Source organism: Methylobacterium sp. J-030 (genome assembly GCF_022829545.1).
In the GTDB taxonomy this organism is placed as follows: domain Bacteria; phylum Pseudomonadota; class Alphaproteobacteria; order Rhizobiales; family Beijerinckiaceae; genus Methylobacterium.
The window spans coordinates 16313-35096 of record NZ_JAKSYM010000043.1 but is presented as its reverse complement, the minus strand read 5'-3'; the positions used below and the strand labels follow the sequence as shown (position 1 = coordinate 35096).

Below are 18784 nucleotides of genomic sequence, written 5' to 3'. Positions count from 1 at the left end.
TTGCGGGGAGGAGTCGGAGGTGGGGGTGGCGCAGGATGGGTCGAAGCGGTGCCATCTGCACCACTCCCACCCCTACCCCTCCCCGCACGGGGGAGGGAAGAGCGCCCTACTCCGCCGCCTTCTGCCGGAGACCGATCCGCCCCCAGATGGTGCTGAGCGCCTCGACCAGATGCGCGATGTCGGCATCCGTGTGCAGCGGTGACGGGGTGATCCGCAGGCGCTCGGTGCCGCGGGCCACCGTCGGGTAGTTGATCGGCTGCACGTAGATGCCGAACTCGTCGAGCAGGGTGTCGGAGATGCCCTTGCACAGCACCGGATCGCAGACCATCACCGGCACGATGTGGCTGTCGTTCGGCATGGTCGGGATGTCGGCGGCCTCCAGCGCCTGCCGGACCTTGGCGACGCGCTCCTGATGCCGGGCGCGCTCGGTGCCGCTCGCCTTCAGGTGGCGGATCGAGGCCGCCGCGCCCGCCGCCACCGCGGGCGGCAGCGAGGTGGTGAAGATGAAGCCCGAGGCGAAGCTGCGCACGAAGTCGCACAGCTTCTCGGAGGCCGTGATGTAGCCGCCATGCACCGCGAACGCCTTGCCGAGCGTCCCCTCGATCACGTCGAGCCGGTGGGCGACGCCGTCCCGCTCCGAGATGCCGCCGCCGCGGGCGCCGTAGAGGCCGACCGCGTGAACCTCGTCGAGGTAGGTCAGCGCCCCATGGGCCTCGGCCACGTCGCAGATCTCGGCGATGGGGGCGATGTCGCCGTCCATCGAGTAGACCGACTCGAAGGCCACCAGCTTCGGCCGGGCCGGATCGACCAAGCCGAGCTTGCGGTTCAGGTCCTCCGGGTCGTTGTGGCGGAAGATGTGGCGCTCGGCGCGGGAGAACCGGATGCCCTCGATCATCGAGGCGTGGTTCTCGGAATCCGAGAAGACCGCGCAGTTCGGCAGGCGCGACGCCAGGGTGCCGAGCGCCGCCCAGTTCGACACGTAGCCGGAGGTGAACAGCAGGGCCGACTCCTTGCCGTGGAGGTCGGCGAGTTCCTGCTCCAGCAGCACGTGGTAGTGGTTGGTGCCCGAGATGTTGCGGGTGCCGCCCGCGCCCGCGCCGCAGCGGTCGATCGCCTCGTGCATCGCCCCGGTGACGGTGGGGTGCTGGCCCATCCCGAGATAGTCGTTGGAGCACCAGACGGTCACGGGCCGCGTGCCGCCCGTGTGGTGGTGGGTGGCGTGCGGGAAGTTGCCGGCGTGGCGCTCAAGGTCGGTGAAGACCCGGTAGCGGCCTTCGCGGTGGAGACCGGCGATCTCAGCCCCGAAGAACTTTTCGTAGTCCATGTCGCCTCTCCCCGAATTCCCGCTGCGGGTTGATCCCGCCTGTGACACCCGACTTCGCACAAGACCAGTTCCAGATTGGTGGACGTGCGTCGCCCGGCTGTGATCTCCGGGGGCGTCACTCCGCAGGCCGGAACGACGCTCCCTGTCCTTGTCCCCGCATCATCCTGGTCCGAAAGCCGGAGGCCATCGTTCGGGATGAGGCGCGGTCCTACACCCGATCCCGCGGACGGACCGTCTCCCCGGGTGCCCGGGTCGGCAGGCTCCAGCGCCACAGCTCCGCCGACGGCAGCGGCAGCATCAGGAACCAGTGCTCCAGGGTGGCGAGCGCGGTCAGCGTCGCCAGCACCGTGAAGCCGATCAGCTCGTGTTCCAGCAAGTCGGCGCCGAGGGCCGCGCGCCCGAGCAGGGCCGCCGCGATGGTCCCGAGGCTCACCGAGACCGGGAACAGCAGGTTCATCGGCTTCCGCGAGAGGTAGCAGGCGAGATAGCCGAGATGGTCCGGCAGGAACTCGGCGTGCAGGTTGCGCACCCCGAGGAACAGGTTGAGCCGCGCCGAGAGGTTCATCACCACCAGGGCGCCGTAGGTCCACAGGGCGAAACGGTTGGGGCTGCCCCAGACGAGCGCCAGGATCGCCAGGCCCCCGATCACGATGGCGAATTCGTGCCACAGGCTGGTGGCGAGCGCCGCGAAGAACCGATCGACCCCCCGCACGCCCGGCGCACAGGCGACCGGCCGCGGGCCCGACAGGAAGCCCATGTAGTAGCTCATCTCCTGCCAGCCCCACACGACGAGCGCCGCCGTGAAGGCCGTGTAGGCCCCCGTGGCGCTCGTGTCCCCGGCGCTGGAGCGAATCGCCACCAGGGCGCCGGCCAGCAGCAGCGTCGCCCCGGCCATGCTCCACGGATGGGTCCGCCGCGGAGCGTGGTCGAGCAGCAGGATCAGCCCGGTGGAGAACCACCAGAGCAGGACCGCGTAGAGCACCGGGGCGGCGTAGATGGCCATGCTACCAGACCGGCTGGAGGCGGATATCGGCCGGCAGGGTGTTGGCCTTGACGGGCAGGCAGTAGAGCCGGGCGAAGGTCGCGGCCGCGCGCAGCACCTGCACGCCGTGCTGCGCCTTGCCGACGAGCCCACCCCGCGCCCTGGCGTCGGCGATCGCCCGGGAGCAGGCGAGCAGCCGGTCGAGCCCCGCCTTGAACGCCGGGTTGTCGAGGTCGAGTTCCAGCGGGAAGGTCTGCCGGGAGATCTCAGAGGTGATCCGGAAGACCTTGAAGTCGTAGTCGCTCGGGTCGACCCCGAGCGCCGCGTGGAAGGCCGGGCGGTGATGGTCGCGCACGTACATGGTGGCGAAGACCGCGAGCAGGAAGAACCGGATCCAGTAGCGGTTCACGCCGCTCGTCAGCTTCGGGTTCGCCCGCATCAGCAGCGCGAACGCCTCGCCGTGGCGGAACTCGTCGTTGCACCACAGCTCGAACCACTTGAAGATCGGGTGGATGCGCCGCTCCGGGTGCCGCTCCAGCTCGCGGAAGATCGTGATGTAGCGGGCGTAGCCGATCTTCTCGGACAGATAGGTCGCGTAGAAGATGAATTTCGGCCGGAAGAACGTGTATTTTTTGGACTTCGTGAGAAAGCCCAAATCCACGCCGATGCCGAAATCCTTCAGCGTGTCGTTGATGAAGCCGGCATGGCGCGCCTCGTCGCGGCTCATGAAGCCGAACAGTTCCTTGATGTCCTTGTTCTTCGCCCGCTTGCGCATCTCGGCGTAGAGCACGCAGCCGGAGAATTCGGCGGTGATCGAGGACACCAGGAAATCCAGAAACTCCTTGCGCAGCTCGGGCTCCATCCGCGACAGGTCGCAGTCGAACTCCGCATTGCGGGTGAAGTGACGCTTGTTCGGATCGGCGCGCAGCTCGGCGATGAGCAGGTCCCAGTCGCGCCGCACCGGCTCGACGTTCGTGCGGTCGAGCTCTTCGAAATCCGTGGTGTAGAAGCGCGGGCTGAGGAAGGTCGTCTCCTGGGCGGCCTTGGTCGATTCGTTCACCGGGACCTTCGGGAGCGGCTGGCCGGCGGGGGGCGCGACGGGAGCGTTCACAGCTTCCTCCTCTCGGAAAAGCTGACCTCGTAGAGTTCGGTCAGCTCGAGATGGGCGATGAGCTTGGTCCAGAGCCGCTCCAGCGGCCCGGCCCGGGTGACGGTGGCGGTGCGCCGCACGGTGAGGCGCTCGCCGTAGGGCACGGAGGTCGGCGCGTCGTGGACCCGGACTTCGTCGCCGGGCGCGATGTCGAAGCCGGCCTCCAGAGTGACGTGCGCGTGCAGGCTCTCGGGCGTCTGCTCGATCTCGACCGTGCAGGGCACGGTGACGGTGCGGCTGCCGAACAGGCCCATCACCGGGTCTCCGGGACGGGCGTGCCCGGGGCGGCGGGCATCAGGCGGGCGAAGGCCCCGGCATTGGTCGGCCCGAAGGCTTCGAGCGGCACCCGGCGGCCGGTGGCCTCGTCGGCGAGGGCGAGGCGGCCGTCGTCGTAGCGGGTCAGGCTGAAGGGTTTTTCCGGCCCGAGGCCGTCGCGCTGGCGAGCCTGGGCGAGGCCCCGCAGGGTCCCGCGCAGAAAACCATCCTCGCCGGGGCGGATCCAGGCGAGGATCTTCTGGTCGGCGACGTTGCGCAGGGCGATCGAGCCGTCGACCTGATCCTCGGCGCGGAATTCGAGTTGCGCCACGGGCTTGGCAGGCGGCAGGGCGACCAGGCCCACGCCCTCGCTCCGGCCGATCAGGACCGCCAGCATGGAGAAGCCCATCAGCGCTCCGGCGCCGATCATCAGCAGCGCCGGTGCCGGTCCGGCCGTTCGGCCGGCGTTGACCGCCCGCTCGCCCATCGTTCCCTCCCCTATTCGGCTGCCACGAGGCGGCCGGAATTCGCGTTCGCCGGACCCAGACGGGCCACCCGGACCGACGGCGTGGCGCCGTCGGCATGGGCGGCGAGTGCCTGCCCCAGCAGAGCCGCCACCCCGTCGGCGTCCGGCACGGAGCGCAGCATGGGCTCGGTCCGCGAAAGATGCCAGGGCCGGGCATGCGGCCAGAGCTGAAGGTAGGCGATGCGTAGGCCCGGCCGCAACTGCAGGGGCAGGTCGCCGGTGCCATCCGTGAAGGCGCGCAACGCCGCAGTGTCGATCTGCGCGAAGGGCAGGTTGTGGGTCACCGGCAGGGCGATGCCGGCCTGCAGCACGATCCGGCGGTTGGTGACCGTGTAGAGCGTGGTGCGATGGGTCAGCCACGCGAGTAGCCAGAGCAGGGCCACGCCGCCCCCGCCGATCACCAGGGTCGGCACCACCACCGTCAGCGCCGCGCCGGATGAACCCGCCGCGAGGCCGAAGGCCAGGGCGCAGACCCCGAACCACGCGATCACCAGGCGGGCGTGGAACACACGGACCAGCAGGCCCGTGGTCGTCGGCGCGCCCTGCCACAGGATGCGCTCGCCCGCTGGCAGCGGGCCGGGCAGCCCCCGCGGGGTGCCCTCGGGGAGGAAATCGCCGCTCATATCAGGGGCTCCGTCCGGGCGGGCGTGGCGTAGAGCGTGCCGGCGCCGAAATACGACATGATCCGCTCCTCCTCCAGGAAGGTGACGCTGTCGGGATCGCGGGTGGTGGGGATGTCGGCGAACTGGCTGGCGAGCAGCGCCTCGGACTTGACCGTCTTGGTGAAGCCGCCGGCCCGGCAGAAGGTGGTCGGCATCAGCCGGCGGCCGCCCGTGGACAATTCCACCTCGTAGTAGCGGATCAGCGACTCGCCGCGATCCACCCAGACGTCGCTGACGACGCCCGCAACGGCGTTGTCGGTGCCGAACACCGTCATGCCGATCGGGTTCGGGCCGGCCTCGTGGACGACGAAGTTCGTCGCCACCCGCAGGGGCACGATCCGGATCTCGTTGTCCCAGGTCCGGTCGTGCACGTCGTGCCGGAGCACCCAGGAGCCGGGGCCGACGCCGGCCTGGAGCGAGGTCTCGGTGCGCTCATAGGGCGCGCCCGGCCAGGGCTCGACCTTGCGGGCCGGGATGCCGGTCTCGACGTCGTCGCGGCCGTGCACGGCCTGCGGCGCGTAGGTGGTCTCGCCGCCCGGCAGGTGGAACGCCTTGGAGCGGGGGATCAGGAACGGATCGACCGTCTTGCGGCGCCCGACCGCCTCGTTCTCCAGGGGATAGCCCTCGCGCCGGTCCTCCCGGCGCAGCCAGAACACGAGCCCGGCGAAGAACAGGAAGAACGCGTAGAGCACGACCTGGGCGACGTCGACGTAACCTGTAAGTGCGCCGTGTGGCATGGCTGACCTCCCCGTCTCTCAGGCCGGCCGGCCGGCGAGATTGCCGCCGAGCCGGTGTTGCGTCTGCGCGCGCGCGTCCTCCCGCACCAGCGGCCCCAGGGCGAGGAGGGCCGCGAACAGCAGGGCGATCTCGATGTGGTAGACGATCAGGTAGCCGATGGCGGGCTCGTTCATGCCCTCGCCGAGCACCCCCGACTGGGCGATGGCGCCGCCGACGTCGCGCACGAGGCCGCTCGCCGCGATCGACAGGCCGGCCGCGGTCGCCTGCACGGCGCCCCAGGCGCCGAGCGCCAGCCCGGTATCCTCGGGGCCGGCGCGGTTCATCGAGGCGGTCAGCGTGCCGTGGGCGAACAGGCCGCCGCCGAGGCCGATCAGGCTGACGCCCGCCGCGAACAGGTCGGCCGAGGCGAGCGGGGCGGCAAACACCACCGCCGAGAAGGCGAGGATCCCGATCCCGACGCCGACCGCCGACACCCGGAACGGATCGCCCCCGCGCCCGAGCCAGCGGGCCGCGATCAGCAGGCCGAGCCCGCCGCCGGCGGCCAGCAGCGCGGTGAGGGCTGTGGTCGCACCGACGGAGAGGTGCAGGATCTGGCCGCCATAGGGTTCGAGCAGGATGTCCTGCATGGAGAAGCCGGCCGTACCGAGCCCGATCGCCACGAGGCGCCGCCGGGCGGTGCCCGCCCCCGCATAGGCCCGCCAGGAGGCGCGGAAATCGCGGGCCGGCGCCGCGCGGGTGCGGTTCGGGTCGCGCGGCTCCTGCTTCCACAGGGCGAAGCCGTTGAGGATGATGGTGACCAGCGCCGCGCCCTGGATCACCTGGATCAGCCGCACCGGGGAGAAGTGGGCGAGGAACAGGCCGAACAGCACGGCGCTCGCCATCATGCCGAACAGCAGCGCGGCGCAGAGCAAAGCCACGACCTTCGGGCGGGCGTGCGCGGGGGCGAGGTCGGTGGCGAGCGCGAGCCCCACGGTCTGGGTGGTGTGGAGCCCCGCGCCGACCAGCAGGAAGGCGAGCGCGGCGGCGAGGTCGCCGACCCAGAGCGGACCGGTGGTGTCGCCCGACAGGATCAGCAGGGCGAACGGCATGATCGCCAGCCCGCCGAACTGGAGCAGCGTGCCGAACCAGATGTAGGGCACCCGCCGCCAGCCCAGCACCGAGCGGTGCGTGTCCGAGCGGAAGCCGACCAGCGCCCGCAGGGGGGCGAAGACCAGCGGCAGGGCCAGCATCATGGCGACGATCCAGGCCGGCACGGCGAGTTCGACGATCATCACCCGGTTGAGCGTGCCGATCAGCAGCACCGCGGCCATGCCGACGGTGACCTGGAACAGGGCGAGCCGGAGCAGGCGTCCCAGCGGCAGCTCGACGGTGGCGGCATCCGCGAAGGGCAGGATCGCCGGGCCGAGGCGCATCAGGGCGCGGGTGAGGTTTTGGGATGCGGTACTCATGTGCGCATCCCGGGCGCCGCTGCACCCCCTCCGCCCCCGCTGCGCAGGGTAGCCTCCCCCGCAGAGGGGGGTGGGAGCGTGCGCGTCAGCGCCACCGCGTTCGACAGGTAGAACCCGCTGTTGATCCGGCGGCTCTGCGCCCACGCGAAACCGTCTAGAGCCTTCTCCGAGGAGATCCGCCGCCGCAGCCCGCCCTCGGTCACCGGCACGATCGCCGGCGAGCGGTCGCCGCGGGGAAAGAACTGTCCGGCCGCGTGCATCAGCGTCAGCAAAGCCGTGCGCGGCGCCACCGTGAACAGCACCGACCCGTCGGTCCGCGCACCCAGCACCGCCAGCGCCCGGGCGATGTCGGCGGCGCGGTAGTGGATCAGCGAATCCATCGCCACCACGTGGTTGAACCGGCCGAGCGCCGGGTCGAGCATGTCGCCGACGCGGAACTCGATGCGCCCTGCGCCGGAGATCGTCGGAAGCCGCTCCCGCGCCAGGCCGATCAGCGTCGGCGAGACGTCGATCGCCACCACCTCGGCCCCGCGCCGCGCCGCCTCGACGCTGAGCGCCCCGGTACCGCAGCCGGCATCGAGCAGGCGCATTCCCGTCATGTCGGCGGGCAGCCAGCTGAGCAGCGTCGCCCGCATGGCGTTGCGTCCGGCCCGCACCGTGGCGCGGATCCGGCTCACCGGGGCGTCCGAGGTCAGGCGCGACCACGCCTCGACCGCGGTGCGGTCGAAATAGGTGGTGAGCTCGCCCCGGCGGGCGTCGTAGCTGCCGCTGGCCATCAATCGAATCCCAGAAACTCGAACAGGTCGCGGTCCTTCATGGGGATCGCCTCGCAGGGCTCGGCCCCGGACCAGAGCGTCTCGGCGAGCCGCATGTACTCCGCGGTCACGGCGTCGAGCTCCGGCGAGGACTCCATCTCGAACAGGGTGGACTTCTTGAGCCGCGAGCGGCGGACGATGTCGAGGTCGGGGAAATGCGCCAGCCGCTTGAGGCCGACCGCGTCGTTGAACCGGTCGATCTCGTCGGTCTTGGCCGAGCGGTTGGCGATGACGCCGCCCAGCCGCACGCCGTAATTCTTCGATTTGGCGTGGATCGCCGCCACGATCCGGTTCATGGCGAAGATCGAATCGAAGTCGTTGGCGGTGACGATCAGCGCCCGGTCGGCGTGCTGGAGCGGCGAGGCGAAGCCGCCGCAGACCACGTCGCCCAGCACGTCGAACACGACGACGTCGGTGTCCTCCAGGAGGTGGTGCTCCTTCAGGAGCTTCACGGTCTGGCCGACCACGTAGCCGCCGCAGCCGGTGCCGGCGGGCGGGCCGCCGGCCTCGACGCACATCACGCCGTTGTAGCCCTCGACCACGAAATCCTCGACGCGCAGCTCCTCCGAATGGAAGTTCACCGCCTCGAGCGCGTCGATCACCGTGGGGGCGAGGCGCTTGGTGAGGGTGAAGGTCGAGTCGTGCTTCGGGTCGCAGCCGATCTGCAGCACCCGCTTGCCGAGCTTGGAGAAGGCCACCGACAGGTTCGACGAGGTGGTCGACTTGCCGATGCCGCCCTTGCCGTAGACCGCGAATACCTTGGCGGTCTCGATCTTGAGGTCCGGGTCGAGGGCGACTTGGAGGCTGCCCTCCTCCCTCCGGGCCACGACGGGATTGCGGATCGCGATGTTCATGCGGCGACTCCTGTGGTGACGCCTTCCAGACGGTCTTCCAGTTCCTCCTCGGCCCGGTCGAGGGCGTCGCGCATCTCTGCGTCGGGGGTCCAGAAGCCGCGGCGGTGCGCCTCGATCAGCCGTTGGGCGACCTTGGCGGAGGCGGTGGGGTTCAAGGCGGCCATGCGCTCGCGCATCGCCTTGTCAAGCACGTAGGTCTCGGTGATCCGCTCGTAGATCCAGGGCTGGACCGCGTTGGCGGTGGCCGACCAGCCGACCGTGTTGGTGAGGTGCGTCTCGATCTGGCGGACGCCCTCGTAGCCGTGGCCGAGCAGGCCCTCGTACCATTTCGGATTGAGCATCCGGGTGCGCGTCTCCAGCGCAACCTGCTCCTCCAGGGAGCGGACGCGCCCCTCCCCGCGGGTCTGGTCGCTGATGTAGATCGGCACCGATTCGCCCTTGGCCCGGGCCACCGCCCGGCCCATGCCGCCGAGCCCATCGAAGTAATGGTCGACCGAGGTGACGCCGACCTCGACCGAATCGAGGTTCTGGTAGGCCATGTCGACGGAGGCGAGCACCGCCTGCATCAGGGCGCGCTGCGGCGCCGGGCGGCCGGTGCGGCCATACGCGAAACTCTTGCGGCGCGAGAAGGTCTCGCAGAGTTCGGCCTCGTCGTCCCAGTTCCCCGAATCGACGAGGTGGTTGACGTTCGCCCCGTAGGCGCCCTCGGCGTTGGAGAAGACCCGGAGCGCCGCCGTCTCCAGGTCGCAGCCCTGCTCGGCCTGGATCGCCAAAGCGTGCTTGCGGACGTAGTTCTGCTCGACCGGCTCGTCCGCGCTCGCGGCCAGGAAGGACGCCTCGGCGAGGAGCTTCGTCTGAAGCGGCAGCAGATCGCGAAAGATCCCCGAGAGGGTGACCACCGCGTCGATGCGCGGGCGGCCGAGGGTTTCCAGCGGGATCAGCTCGGCGCCGCTGAGCCGGCCATAGCCGTCGAAGCGGGGCGCGGCGCCGATCAGCGCCAGCGCCTGGGCGATCGGGCCGCCCTCGCTCTTGAGGTTGTCGGTGCCCCACAGGACCAGGGCGACGCTCTCCGGGCAGGCCTTTCCGTCCGCGGCGAAGCGTTCGAGGATGCGGGCGACCTGCCGGGCGCCGTCGGCAACCGCGAAGGCCGAGGGCAGGCGGTAGGGGTCGAAGCCGTGGAGGTTGCGGCCGGTCGGCAGGATCGCGGGGTTGCGCAGCAGGTCGCCGCCCGCCACCGGCGGCACGAAGCGGCCGTCGAGCGCCCGCAGCAGCGCCGGGACCTCGTGGTCCCGGGCGAGCAGGCTTTCGGAGCTGGCCAGCGCCGTGAAGGCGGCGCGGGTCTCGGGGTCCGTGGGCAGCCCGGAGGCCGCGAGCGCCGCTTCGACCCCCGCCCCGGCGACGAGCGCGGCGATGCCGGCCCGGTCCGGCTTCAGCCCGTGCGAGGCCTCGGCCAGCGCGATCAGCAGATCGACCCGCTCTTCGGCCGACACGCCCTCCCCGACCACGTGCAGCCCATGCGGGATCAGGGTCTGCTCCAGCTCCTGAAGGGCGGTCCAGAGGCCGGAAACGCGGGCCTCCAGATCGCCGCTCCAGGCGGGCTCGGCGGCCACGAGATCGACCGCGGCGCCCTGCTGCTGGATCAGCTCGGCAAGGCTGCCGCGCTCGGGGCCCGCCTCGGGGCCGAGGCCGCGCCAACGCTCGATCGAGCTCTTCAGGTCGAGCAGCCCGCGGTAGAGTCCCGCCGCCGCGAGGCTCGGGGTCAGGTAGCTCACCAGCGTCGCGGCCGAGCGGCGCTTGGCGAGCGTTCCCTCCGAGGGGTTGTTGGCGGCGTAGAGGTAGACGTTCGGCAGCGCCCCGATCAGCCGCTCCGGCCAGCAGGCCTCCGACAGGCCGGTCTGCTTGCCGGGCATGAATTCGAGCGCCCCGTGGGTGCCGAAATGCAGCACGGCGTCGGCGGAAAAGTCCTCGCGTAGGTAGCGGTAGAAGGCCGAGAACGCGTGGGTCGGCGCGAAGCCGCGCTCGAACAGCAGCCGCATCGGGTCGCCCTCGTAGCCGAAGGCCGGCTGGATCCCGACGAAGACGTTGCCGAACTGCGCGCCCAGCACGAAGATTTCGGCGCCGTTGGTCTGGTGGCGGCCCGGCGCCGGGCCCCATTGCGCCTCGATCTCGGCGAGGTAGCGCTCGCGCCGGAGGTGGTCCTCGGCGGGGATGCGGGCGTGGACGTTGGCCTGAGTGCCGTAACGCTTGGCGCTGCCCTCCAGGATCGCCGTGCGCAGCGCGTCGACGCTCTCCGGAACCTCCACGGCGTAGCCGTCCGCCGCGAGGCCCGTCAGGGTGTTGAGGAGCGAGGCGTAGACCGACAGGAACGCCGCCGTGCCGGTGGCCCCGGCATTGGGCGGGAAGTTGAACAGCACCACGGCGAGCTTGCGCGCGGCCTTCGGGGTCCGGCGCAGCGACACCAGCCGCGCGACCCGCTCGGCGAGGCGCGCGGCGCGCTCGGGGTGGACCCGCATGTCCCGGGCGTTGTCGCTGCCCGACGCCGAGGAGCGGCCGCCGAACACCATCGGGGCGGTGGCGCCGTCGAGTTCGGGGATCGCGACCATCATGGTCGCCTCGACCGGCGACAGGCCGCGCTCGCCGGCTTCCCACTGCTCGATCGTCTGGAACTCCAGTGCCTGGGCGGCGAGGTAGGGCACGTCGAGACGGGCCAGCATCGCCTCGGCGGCGGCGGCGTCGTTGTAGGCGGGGCCGCCAACCAGCGAGAAGCCGGTGAGCGACACCAGCGCGTCGATGCAGGCGCGCCCGTCCTTCATAAAAAAGGAATCCACCGCCGGGCGGTTGTCGAGGCCGCTGGCGAAGGCCGGCACCACGTCGAGGCCCTGCGCCTCCAGGGCCGCGATGACGCCGTCGTAATGGGCGGTGTTGCCGGCGAGCACGTAGCTGCGCATCACCAGCAGGCCGACCCGGCCCTTCGCGCCCGGAAGGCGCGGCAGCCGCGACGGGTCGGCGCCGATCCGGCCGGGCAGGCGCGGGTGGTAGAGGCCGGTCTCGGGGTAGTCGAGGGGCGCGGGCGCCGCCGGCCCCTCGCGCCAGGACGCCCGCTCGCCCGCCGCGTAACGGTGTACGAGGAAGCGCACCAGGGCGGCGACGTTCTCGTCCGAGCCCGCGAGCCAGTATTGCAGCGTGAGGAAATAGGCGCGCACGTCCTGGGCCGAGCCCGGGATGAAGCGCAGGATCTTCGGCAGCTTGCGCACCAGGGCCATCTGCCGGCCGGCATTGCCCTGCTGGCCCGGCTTGCCGCGCAGTTTCTTGAGGAAATCGAGGGCGCTGCGCTTGGTGCCGCTCATGTCGAATCGGCCGAGCTTCGTGGTCTTCACCACCTCGCCGGCCGAGAGGCAGCCGACCATCGCGTCGCAGGCCTCGCGCCGCGCCGCCAGCGCCGGCAGGATCGCCCGGACGTGCTCGTCCATGAACAGCATGGCCGAGAGCACGATGTCGGCCTGCGCGATGTCGGCGCGGCAGGCCTCGAGCGTCGCGGGATCGTTGTCCCACTCGGCCGCCGCGTGGAAGCCCAGCACCAGCCCGGGCATCTCGGCCCGGAGACGCAGGCGCGCCCGTTCCACCGCGCTCGCCAAGTGATTGTCGAGCGTTACGATGACGACGCGGATCGTGGGCCTAGCGGCCGTAATGCGCTTTGGCATCGTAGAGGGTCTCGACGGTGATGAGCGGCAGGTGGCGCTCCCGGGCGAAGGTCTCGGTGTTGGTGCGGGCCTTCCCGCGCACGAAGAACGGGATCTTTCTCAGCTCCTTCTCGGCCTCCGGCGACCAGGCCGCGTGGTCCAAGAGAATCGGAACGGGCGCCGGCGTCGGAGGGGGGTCGGCCGGCGCCCGTTCCGCGGCCTCGAACGCCCCGTCCGCCGGAGTCCCGTAGGACTTGCCGCCGAGATGCGAGGGGCCGACGCCGTCGTGGAATTCGGGATCCTCCCGGAACATGCCGAGGAGGTGCTCTTCGAGGCCCATCATCAGCGGATGGACCAGGGTGTCGAACAGGACGTTGGCGCCCTCGAAGCCCATCTGCGGGGCGTAGCGGGCCGGAAAATCCTGGACGTGGACCGGCGCCGAGATCACCGCGCAGGGGATGCCGAGCCGTTTGGCGACGTGGCGCTCCATCTGGGTGCCGAGCACCAGTTCCGGCGCGGCCGCGCGGATCGCAGCCTCGACGTCGAGGTAGTCGTCGGTGATCAGCGCCTCGATGCCGTGCTCGGCCGCCTCGGCGCGGACCTCCCGGGCGAATTCGCGGCCGTAGGTGCCGAGCCCGACCACGGTGAAGCCGAGTTCCTTCGCGGCGACCCGGGCGATGCCGATCGCGTGCGTGGCGTCGCCGAACACGAAGACGCGCTTGGCCGTGAGATACGTCGAATCGACCGAGCGGGAGTACCAGGGCAGGCGCGAGCCGGGGCCGTCGAGCACCGCCGCCGGATCGATCCCGGCGAGGCCCGCCACCTCCGTGACGAAGCGGCGGGTGCCGGCGACGCCGATCGGCAGCTCTTTCGTGAACGGCTGCCCAAAACTCTTCTTCAGGTACTCCGCGGCCGTTCGGGCCGTCTCAGGGTAGAGCACGACGTTGAAGTCGGCCTCCCGGAGCCGGCCCAGTTCGGCGGGCGTGGCCCCCAGCGGCGCCACGACGTTGACGGCGATGCCGAGCCCGTCGAGCAGCCGGCGGATCTCGATCAGGTCGTCCCGGTGGCGGAAGCCCAGAGCCGTGGGCCCGAGGATGTTGCAGAGCGGGCGCTGTCCGGGCTCGCGCGCGGGGCGCTGGCCAGGGGCACCGGCGAGCGCCCGGACGAGCCGGTAGAAGGTCTCCGACGCGCCCCAGTTCTCCTTCTTCTGATAGGCGGGCAGCTCCAGTGGGATCACCGGGATCGGCAGGTCCAGCGCCTTGGCGAGGCCGCCCGGATCGTCCTGGATCAGCTCAGCGGTGCAGGAGGCGCCGACGATCATCGCCTGCGGCTGGAACCGCGCGTGGGCGGCGGCGACCGCCTGCTTGAACAGCTCGGCGGTGTCGCGGCCGAGATCCTGGGCGCGGAAGGTCGTGTAGGTCACGGGCGGGCGCGCATCCCGCCGCTCGATCATGGTGAACAGCAGGTCGGCGTAGGTGTCGCCCTGGGGCGCGTGCAGCACGTAGTGCAGGCCGGACATCGCGGTGGCGACGCGCATCGCGCCGATGTGGGGCGGGCCCTCGTAGGTCCAGAGGGTGAGCTGCATGGCGCTACACCTCCAGCAGGGCGCGGCGCCGGAGCGGGCGCACGAACAGCTCGGCGAGGTCGCCGGCCTGCTCGTAGCCCTGCACGGGCGTGAACAGCAGCTCGATCGACCACTTGGTCGACAGCCCCTCCGCCTCCAGCGGGTTGGCGAGCCCGAGGCCGCACACCGTCAGGTCCGGCCGGGCGGCCCGGCAGCGGTCCATCTGGTCGTCGAGACTCTGGCCCTCGGTCACCCGCGTGCCCGCGGGGAGCCACTCGATCTCGGCGGCGAGATGCCCCCGGTGCAGGTAGGGCGTCCCGACCTCCACCAGCTCCGCGCCGAGTTCCCGGGCCAGGAAGCGGGCGAGCGGCACCTCGAGCTGCGAATCGGGGAAGAAGAACACGCGCTTGCCGCCGAGCTTTTCCCGGTGGGGCGCCAGCGCGGTCTCGGCGCGGGCGCGGCCCGGGGCGGTCGCGGCGTCGAAAGCTTCGTCCGAGATGCCGAACGCCTCGGCGGCGGACCGCAGCCAGCCGGTCGTGCCCTCGGCGCCGAGCGGGAACGGGGCGGGCAGACGGCGGGCGCCGCGCTCGTCGAGGGCGCGGGCCGTGTCGGTCAGGAAGGGTTGGGCCAGGAGGTATCGCGTGCCGCGGCCGATGGCCGGCATCGCGCCGGCCCGGCGGGCGGGCAGGAACCGGACATCCGCGATCCCCATCGCGGCGAACATCCGCAGGAACTGGTCCTCGACCACGTCGGCCAGCGCGCCGACCACGAGGAGCGACGGCGCAGCCGCCTCCGCCTCACGGGGCAGGTCCGGCACCAGGGCGGCGAGGCAGGCATCCTCGCCCTGGGTGAAGGTCGTCTCGATGCCGGAGCCCGAATAGTTCAGCACCCGCACCGGGGCGAGGCGGCCCGACAGGCGCTGCGCCGCCCGGGACAGGTCGAGCTTGATCACCTCCGACGGGCAGGAGCCCACGAGGAACAGCAGCTTGATGTCCGGCCGGCGCTCGATCAGCCGGGTCACAACCCGGTCGAGTTCCTCGTTGGCGTCGGCGATCCCCGCGAGGTCGCGCTCGTCGATGATCGCGGTGGCGAAGCGCGGCTCGGCGAAGATCATCACCCCGGCGGCCGACTGGATTAGGTGCGCGCAGGTGCGCGAGCCGACCACGAGGAAGAACGCGTCCTGGATCTTCCGGTGCAGCCAGACGATGCCGGTCAGCCCGCAGAACACGGCCCGCTGGCCCTGCTCCTGATGCAGGTCGATCCCGCCGCAGCCGGGCGGATGGGCGAGCGGCGCATTCATGACAGCGCCTCCGCGAAGCGCGGGGCGGCCGGCTCGGATCCCTGAAGGCGGGCGGCCCGCAGCTTCAGCACGAACTGGCCGGCATTCACCACGTAGGTCGCGTAGGCGGCCAGCGCGAGGCACAGCAGCGCCTCTCCGCCGAGGGCGCCGGTGGCCAGCGCGGCGAGGTAGGCCGTGTGGAGCGCCAGCACCAGCATGCTGACCACGTCCTCCCAGAAGAAGGCCGGTGCGAACAGCCAGCGGCCGAACACCGCCTTCTCCCAGACCGAGCCGGTGACCATGATGGCGTAGAGCGCGAGCGTCTTCACCACGACCGAGATCTCGGCGGCGGCGAAACCCCCGCCCGTCGCCAGGGCGCGCAGCACCAGGACGAGGCTTGCCAGGAAGATCGCGAATTGCAGCGGGGCCAGCACGCCCTGCACCAGGGTCCAGGGCGACGCGTCGCGCCGGCTCCGTTCGGCCTGCGTGTAGAGCGGTCGTGCCGGCCGGTCCGCGGGACCCATGCATCCGCTCCCCTGATCTCGGCGATGCCCAGGGCCGCGCCGTTGTCAGAGGCTAGGTCGCCACTCCCGGAAGTGTCAAGTGCGCTTGACGCTTTTGGGGCCTGACACTGACACGTGACGTTTTTCTTGGTCTTAGATCATTGCCAAGATCGTCAAGATGCGTATCGTCAGGCTCGTTGACAGACGGTCGGTGACAGGCCGGTGACTTGGCATATTGCGTGCCGCGCCAGTCAAAGCCGAAGAATAGACGGGCGAGTAATCCCGCACCCGCAGGCGCGAGCGGAGCCACCGGTTCCTCGAACCGGGGCCGTTTCAGGAGGGTGCCGATGGGACACTGGAGGCATTTCGGCGAGCGTCTGGAACTGGCTACGGCCGGGTGTGGCGCGGTGAGCGATGTCGCGCCGGTGTTCAGCGACCGGCCGATGACGTGGTCCGACACGCCGCGCCCACTGCCCGACACCCTGTCCCGCGTGATCGAGGGCGAGATTCTGCCCCGGCTGATGCTGGCCCATCGCCCCGACGCCGGGCGCCGGGCACCGGCCGACCGGGCTGTGACGCCGCCGGAGATCGCCGCCTTCAGCGCCCTTCTCCTCGCGCCCGGGCCGGTGGATCTCGACGGCGAGATCGCGGCCCTGCGGGACGGCGGCCTGCCGCTGGCGCGACTGCTCCTCGATCTCCTCGCCCCGGCGGCCCGGCACCTCGGGGCCCTGTGGGAGGAGGATGCCTGCGATTTCCTGGCCGTCACCGAGGCCCTCGGGCGGCTGCAGGCGATCAGCCGGCGGCTCTGCCTGGAGCTGGAGAGCGAATCGGCGCCGATCGGCGGGCGCAGCGTGCTGCTGCTGCCCTGCCCCGGGGAGACGCATCGGTTCGGCCTCTCGATCGTGGCGAGCTTCTTCCGGGAGGCCGGCTGGGACGTGACCACGGCGGTGCCGGCGCCCGGGCTCGATCCCCTCGCCCTGCTGGCGTCCGACTGGTTCGAGGTGGTCGGCCTGTCGCTCTCCGCCGACGTCCTCCTGCCCGTCCTCTCGGAGACGGTGGCGGAGGTGCGGCGCGCCTCCCGCAATCCGGGGGTCCGGGTGCTGGTCGGCGGCCCCTATTTCGCGCGCCACGGCGGCGAGGCAGGCATCGTGGGCGCGGATGCCTGCGCGCTCGACGCCTGTCTGGCCCCCGCCGCGGCGGAAGCTTTGCTGGACAGACGGGCATTGGCCTGTTGAAAGGGTTGTCATCCACCTTATCACATCACGGTGATCGTGACGCTTCAGCCGCACCTTACCCCCCCGGGCCCGCCCGCGGTGCTGGACCAGGTAGCCGGCCACCTCGACGGCGAGGCGGTCGGGCGCATCGTCGCGGCGTCCGCCGATGTCTCGCTGGTGATCGACGCTGACGGCGTGATCCGCGACGCGTCGATCGGGACCGACCTCGAGGCGGAGAATATCCCCGGCTGGCTCGGCCGGCGCTGGGTCGACACCGTGACGGTCGAGAGCCGGCCCAAGGTCGACGCCCTGCTGCGCGACGCCGGCCCCGAGGGCATCACCCGCTGGCGCCAGGTCAACCACCCCTCCCCCAGCGGCATCGACCTGCCGATCCGCTACGCCTCGATCCGCCCGGCCAAGGGCGGCCCGATCCTCGTGCTCGGGCGCGACATGCGGGCGGTGGCCGGCCTCCAGCGCCGCCTGCTGGAGACCCAGCAGGCGCTGGAGCGGGACTACGAGCGCCTGCGCACCGTCGAGACCCGCTACCGGCTCCTGTTCCAGATCTCCGGCGAGCCGGTTCTGGTGGTCGATGCCGGGACCCGGCGGGTGGCCGAGGCGAACCCGGCCGCCGCGCGGCTGCTCGGGCGCCCGGCCAAGCGGGTCGCCGGTCAGGACGTGGTCGAGCTGTTCGACGCCAGCAGTACCCGGGCCCTGGAGGCGCAGTTCGCCGCCCTGCGGGCGACCGGGCAGGCCGGGGAGGTCCGGGCCGTCCTGCCGCACGGGCGGGGCGAGGTCACCGTCTCGGTCTCGCTATTCCGTGGGGAGGGGGGCGCCAGCGCCCTGATGCGGCTCGTGGCCGATCCGGCGGGCGCCGAGGCCGGTTCCGGCCAGGAGGCGCCCACGCAGGCGGTGATCGAGGCGATGCCCGAGGGGTTCGTCGTCACCGATTCGAACCGGCGGGTCCTGACCGCCAACGCCGCCTTCCTGGAACTGGCCCAACTCGCCACCGAGGGGCAGGTCCGCGGCCGCTCCGTGGATCATTGGCTCGGCCGCGACGAGACCGAGGCGCAGGCCCTGTTCGCGACGCTCGGCGATCACGGCGCGGTGCGGCGCTTCGCGACGGTCGTCCGCGGCGCCTATGGCGGGCTGGAGGACGTGGAGGTCGCCGCCGTCTCGGTGGCGGGCACCCGCCCCTGCCTGGGCTTCGCGATCCGCCCCGCCCCGCGCCGGATCCCCGAAGGCCGATTCGCCGGCGGGCGCGAGGTGCCGCGCTCGGTGGAGCAGATGGCGGAGCTGGTCGGCCGGGTCTCGATGAAGACCCTGGTGCGCGAGACCACCGACCTGATCGAGAAATTGTGTATCGAGGCGGCCCTGCGCATCACCCGGGACAACCGGGCCTCGGCCGCGGAGATGCTGGGGCTGAGCCGGCAGGGGCTCTACGCCAAGATGCGCCGCTACGGCGTCGGCGATCTGGACGGGCCGATCGAGGCGGAGTGATGGGTTCGCGGGGCGGGCTCGCTTCCGCGCGGGTCGGCGGATTCGCAAATCCAGCTTCAGACCATTCGGTCGGCAGGTCCGGCGGTCGGGAGGTCCCTGGCGCCTTCCTTCCCCCGCGAAGGGGGCGGGAGGCGCGCGGATCCGGCCTGGTCCCGGTGCGCCACCAGCCCGCGTCAGGACGACCGCCAAGCGCGCAACACCCCCCGGCGAAAAAGACCTCGCCCCATCTGCATTTTGTATTTTCAACCCGCGGATGTATTCGCCCAACAAACCGTTCGGACATTCCGCCGCCA

Annotated in this window: 16 protein-coding genes; 2 read left to right on the top strand and 14 right to left on the bottom strand. The window is 71.4% G+C overall.

From position 1 onward, the window contains the following. Positions 1-106: 106 nt before the first annotated feature. The 14 genes from hemA to bchF all read right to left on the bottom strand — a co-directional run bounded on the left by hemA (position 107) and on the right by bchF (position 15801). Positions 107-1324 (bottom strand): 5-aminolevulinate synthase, encoded by a 1218-nt coding sequence (gene hemA / locus MKK75_RS01720; RefSeq protein WP_244040904.1) that lies wholly within the window; start codon positions 1322-1324, stop codon positions 107-109. 208 nt (positions 1325-1532) lie between these two features. Further along, on the bottom strand, positions 1533-2327 hold the full coding sequence (puhE, locus tag MKK75_RS01715; RefSeq protein WP_244040903.1) for a putative photosynthetic complex assembly protein PuhE: 795 nt from the start codon (positions 2325-2327) through the stop codon (positions 1533-1535). A gap of 1 nt (position 2328) precedes the next feature. Then, complete coding sequence (gene acsF, locus MKK75_RS01710; RefSeq protein WP_244040902.1) at positions 2329-3417, bottom strand: magnesium-protoporphyrin IX monomethyl ester (oxidative) cyclase; 1089 nt, start codon at positions 3415-3417, stop codon at positions 2329-2331. Continuing rightward, a complete protein-coding gene (locus MKK75_RS01705; protein WP_244040925.1) occupies positions 3414-3710 on the bottom strand; it encodes a hypothetical protein in 297 nt (98 codons plus the stop codon). The genes acsF and MKK75_RS01705 overlap by 4 nt, the downstream gene beginning before the upstream one ends. Further along, positions 3710-4198, bottom strand: a complete 489-nt coding sequence (puhC, locus tag MKK75_RS01700; RefSeq protein ID WP_244040901.1) for a photosynthetic complex assembly protein PuhC — start codon at positions 4196-4198, stop codon at positions 3710-3712. Before puhC ends, MKK75_RS01705 begins: the two co-directional genes overlap by 1 nt. An 11-nt stretch (positions 4199-4209) precedes the next feature. Then, positions 4210-4860: a photosynthetic complex putative assembly protein PuhB gene (puhB, locus tag MKK75_RS01695; RefSeq protein ID WP_244040900.1), complete on the bottom strand. Its 651-nt coding sequence runs from the start codon at positions 4858-4860 to the stop codon at positions 4210-4212. Then, entirely contained in the window at positions 4857-5636 is a 780-nt protein-coding gene (gene puhA, locus MKK75_RS01690) for a photosynthetic reaction center subunit H (RefSeq protein ID WP_244040899.1), read from the bottom strand. Before puhA ends, puhB begins: the two co-directional genes overlap by 4 nt. A gap of 18 nt (positions 5637-5654) precedes the next feature. Further along, positions 5655-7085 (bottom strand): BCD family MFS transporter, encoded by a 1431-nt coding sequence (locus MKK75_RS01685; protein WP_244040898.1) that lies wholly within the window; start codon positions 7083-7085, stop codon positions 5655-5657. Next, on the bottom strand, positions 7082-7861 hold the full coding sequence (gene bchM, locus MKK75_RS01680) for a magnesium protoporphyrin IX methyltransferase (RefSeq protein WP_244040897.1): 780 nt from the start codon (positions 7859-7861) through the stop codon (positions 7082-7084). Before bchM ends, MKK75_RS01685 begins: the two co-directional genes overlap by 4 nt. Beyond that, positions 7861-8754, bottom strand: a complete 894-nt coding sequence (gene bchL, locus MKK75_RS01675) for a ferredoxin:protochlorophyllide reductase (ATP-dependent) iron-sulfur ATP-binding protein (protein ID WP_244040896.1) — start codon at positions 8752-8754, stop codon at positions 7861-7863. The genes bchM and bchL overlap by 1 nt, the downstream gene beginning before the upstream one ends. After that, on the bottom strand, positions 8751-12455 hold the full coding sequence (locus tag MKK75_RS01670; protein ID WP_244040895.1) for a magnesium chelatase subunit H: 3705 nt from the start codon (positions 12453-12455) through the stop codon (positions 8751-8753). The genes bchL and MKK75_RS01670 overlap by 4 nt, the downstream gene beginning before the upstream one ends. Further along, positions 12430-14019: a ferredoxin:protochlorophyllide reductase (ATP-dependent) subunit B gene (bchB, locus tag MKK75_RS01665; RefSeq protein WP_244040894.1), complete on the bottom strand. Its 1590-nt coding sequence runs from the start codon at positions 14017-14019 to the stop codon at positions 12430-12432. The genes MKK75_RS01670 and bchB overlap by 26 nt, the downstream gene beginning before the upstream one ends. 4 nt (positions 14020-14023) lie before the next feature. Then, a complete protein-coding gene (locus tag MKK75_RS01660) occupies positions 14024-15298 on the bottom strand; it encodes a ferredoxin:protochlorophyllide reductase (ATP-dependent) subunit N (RefSeq protein WP_244040893.1) in 1275 nt (424 codons plus the stop codon). Beyond that, complete coding sequence (gene bchF, locus MKK75_RS01655; RefSeq protein ID WP_244040892.1) at positions 15295-15801, bottom strand: 2-vinyl bacteriochlorophyllide hydratase; 507 nt, start codon at positions 15799-15801, stop codon at positions 15295-15297. The genes MKK75_RS01660 and bchF overlap by 4 nt, the downstream gene beginning before the upstream one ends. Before the next feature lie 326 nt (positions 15802-16127). Here bchF and MKK75_RS01650 point away from each other — a divergent pair, with 326 nt between their 5' ends. After that, positions 16128-17015 (top strand): B12-binding domain-containing protein, encoded by an 888-nt coding sequence (locus tag MKK75_RS01650; protein WP_244040891.1) that lies wholly within the window; start codon positions 16128-16130, stop codon positions 17013-17015. Positions 17016-17045: 30 nt separating this feature from the next. Beyond that, positions 17046-18491: a transcriptional regulator PpsR gene (gene ppsR, locus MKK75_RS01645; protein WP_244040890.1), complete on the top strand. Its 1446-nt coding sequence runs from the start codon at positions 17046-17048 to the stop codon at positions 18489-18491. The last annotated feature ends 293 nt before the right edge of the window (positions 18492-18784 follow it).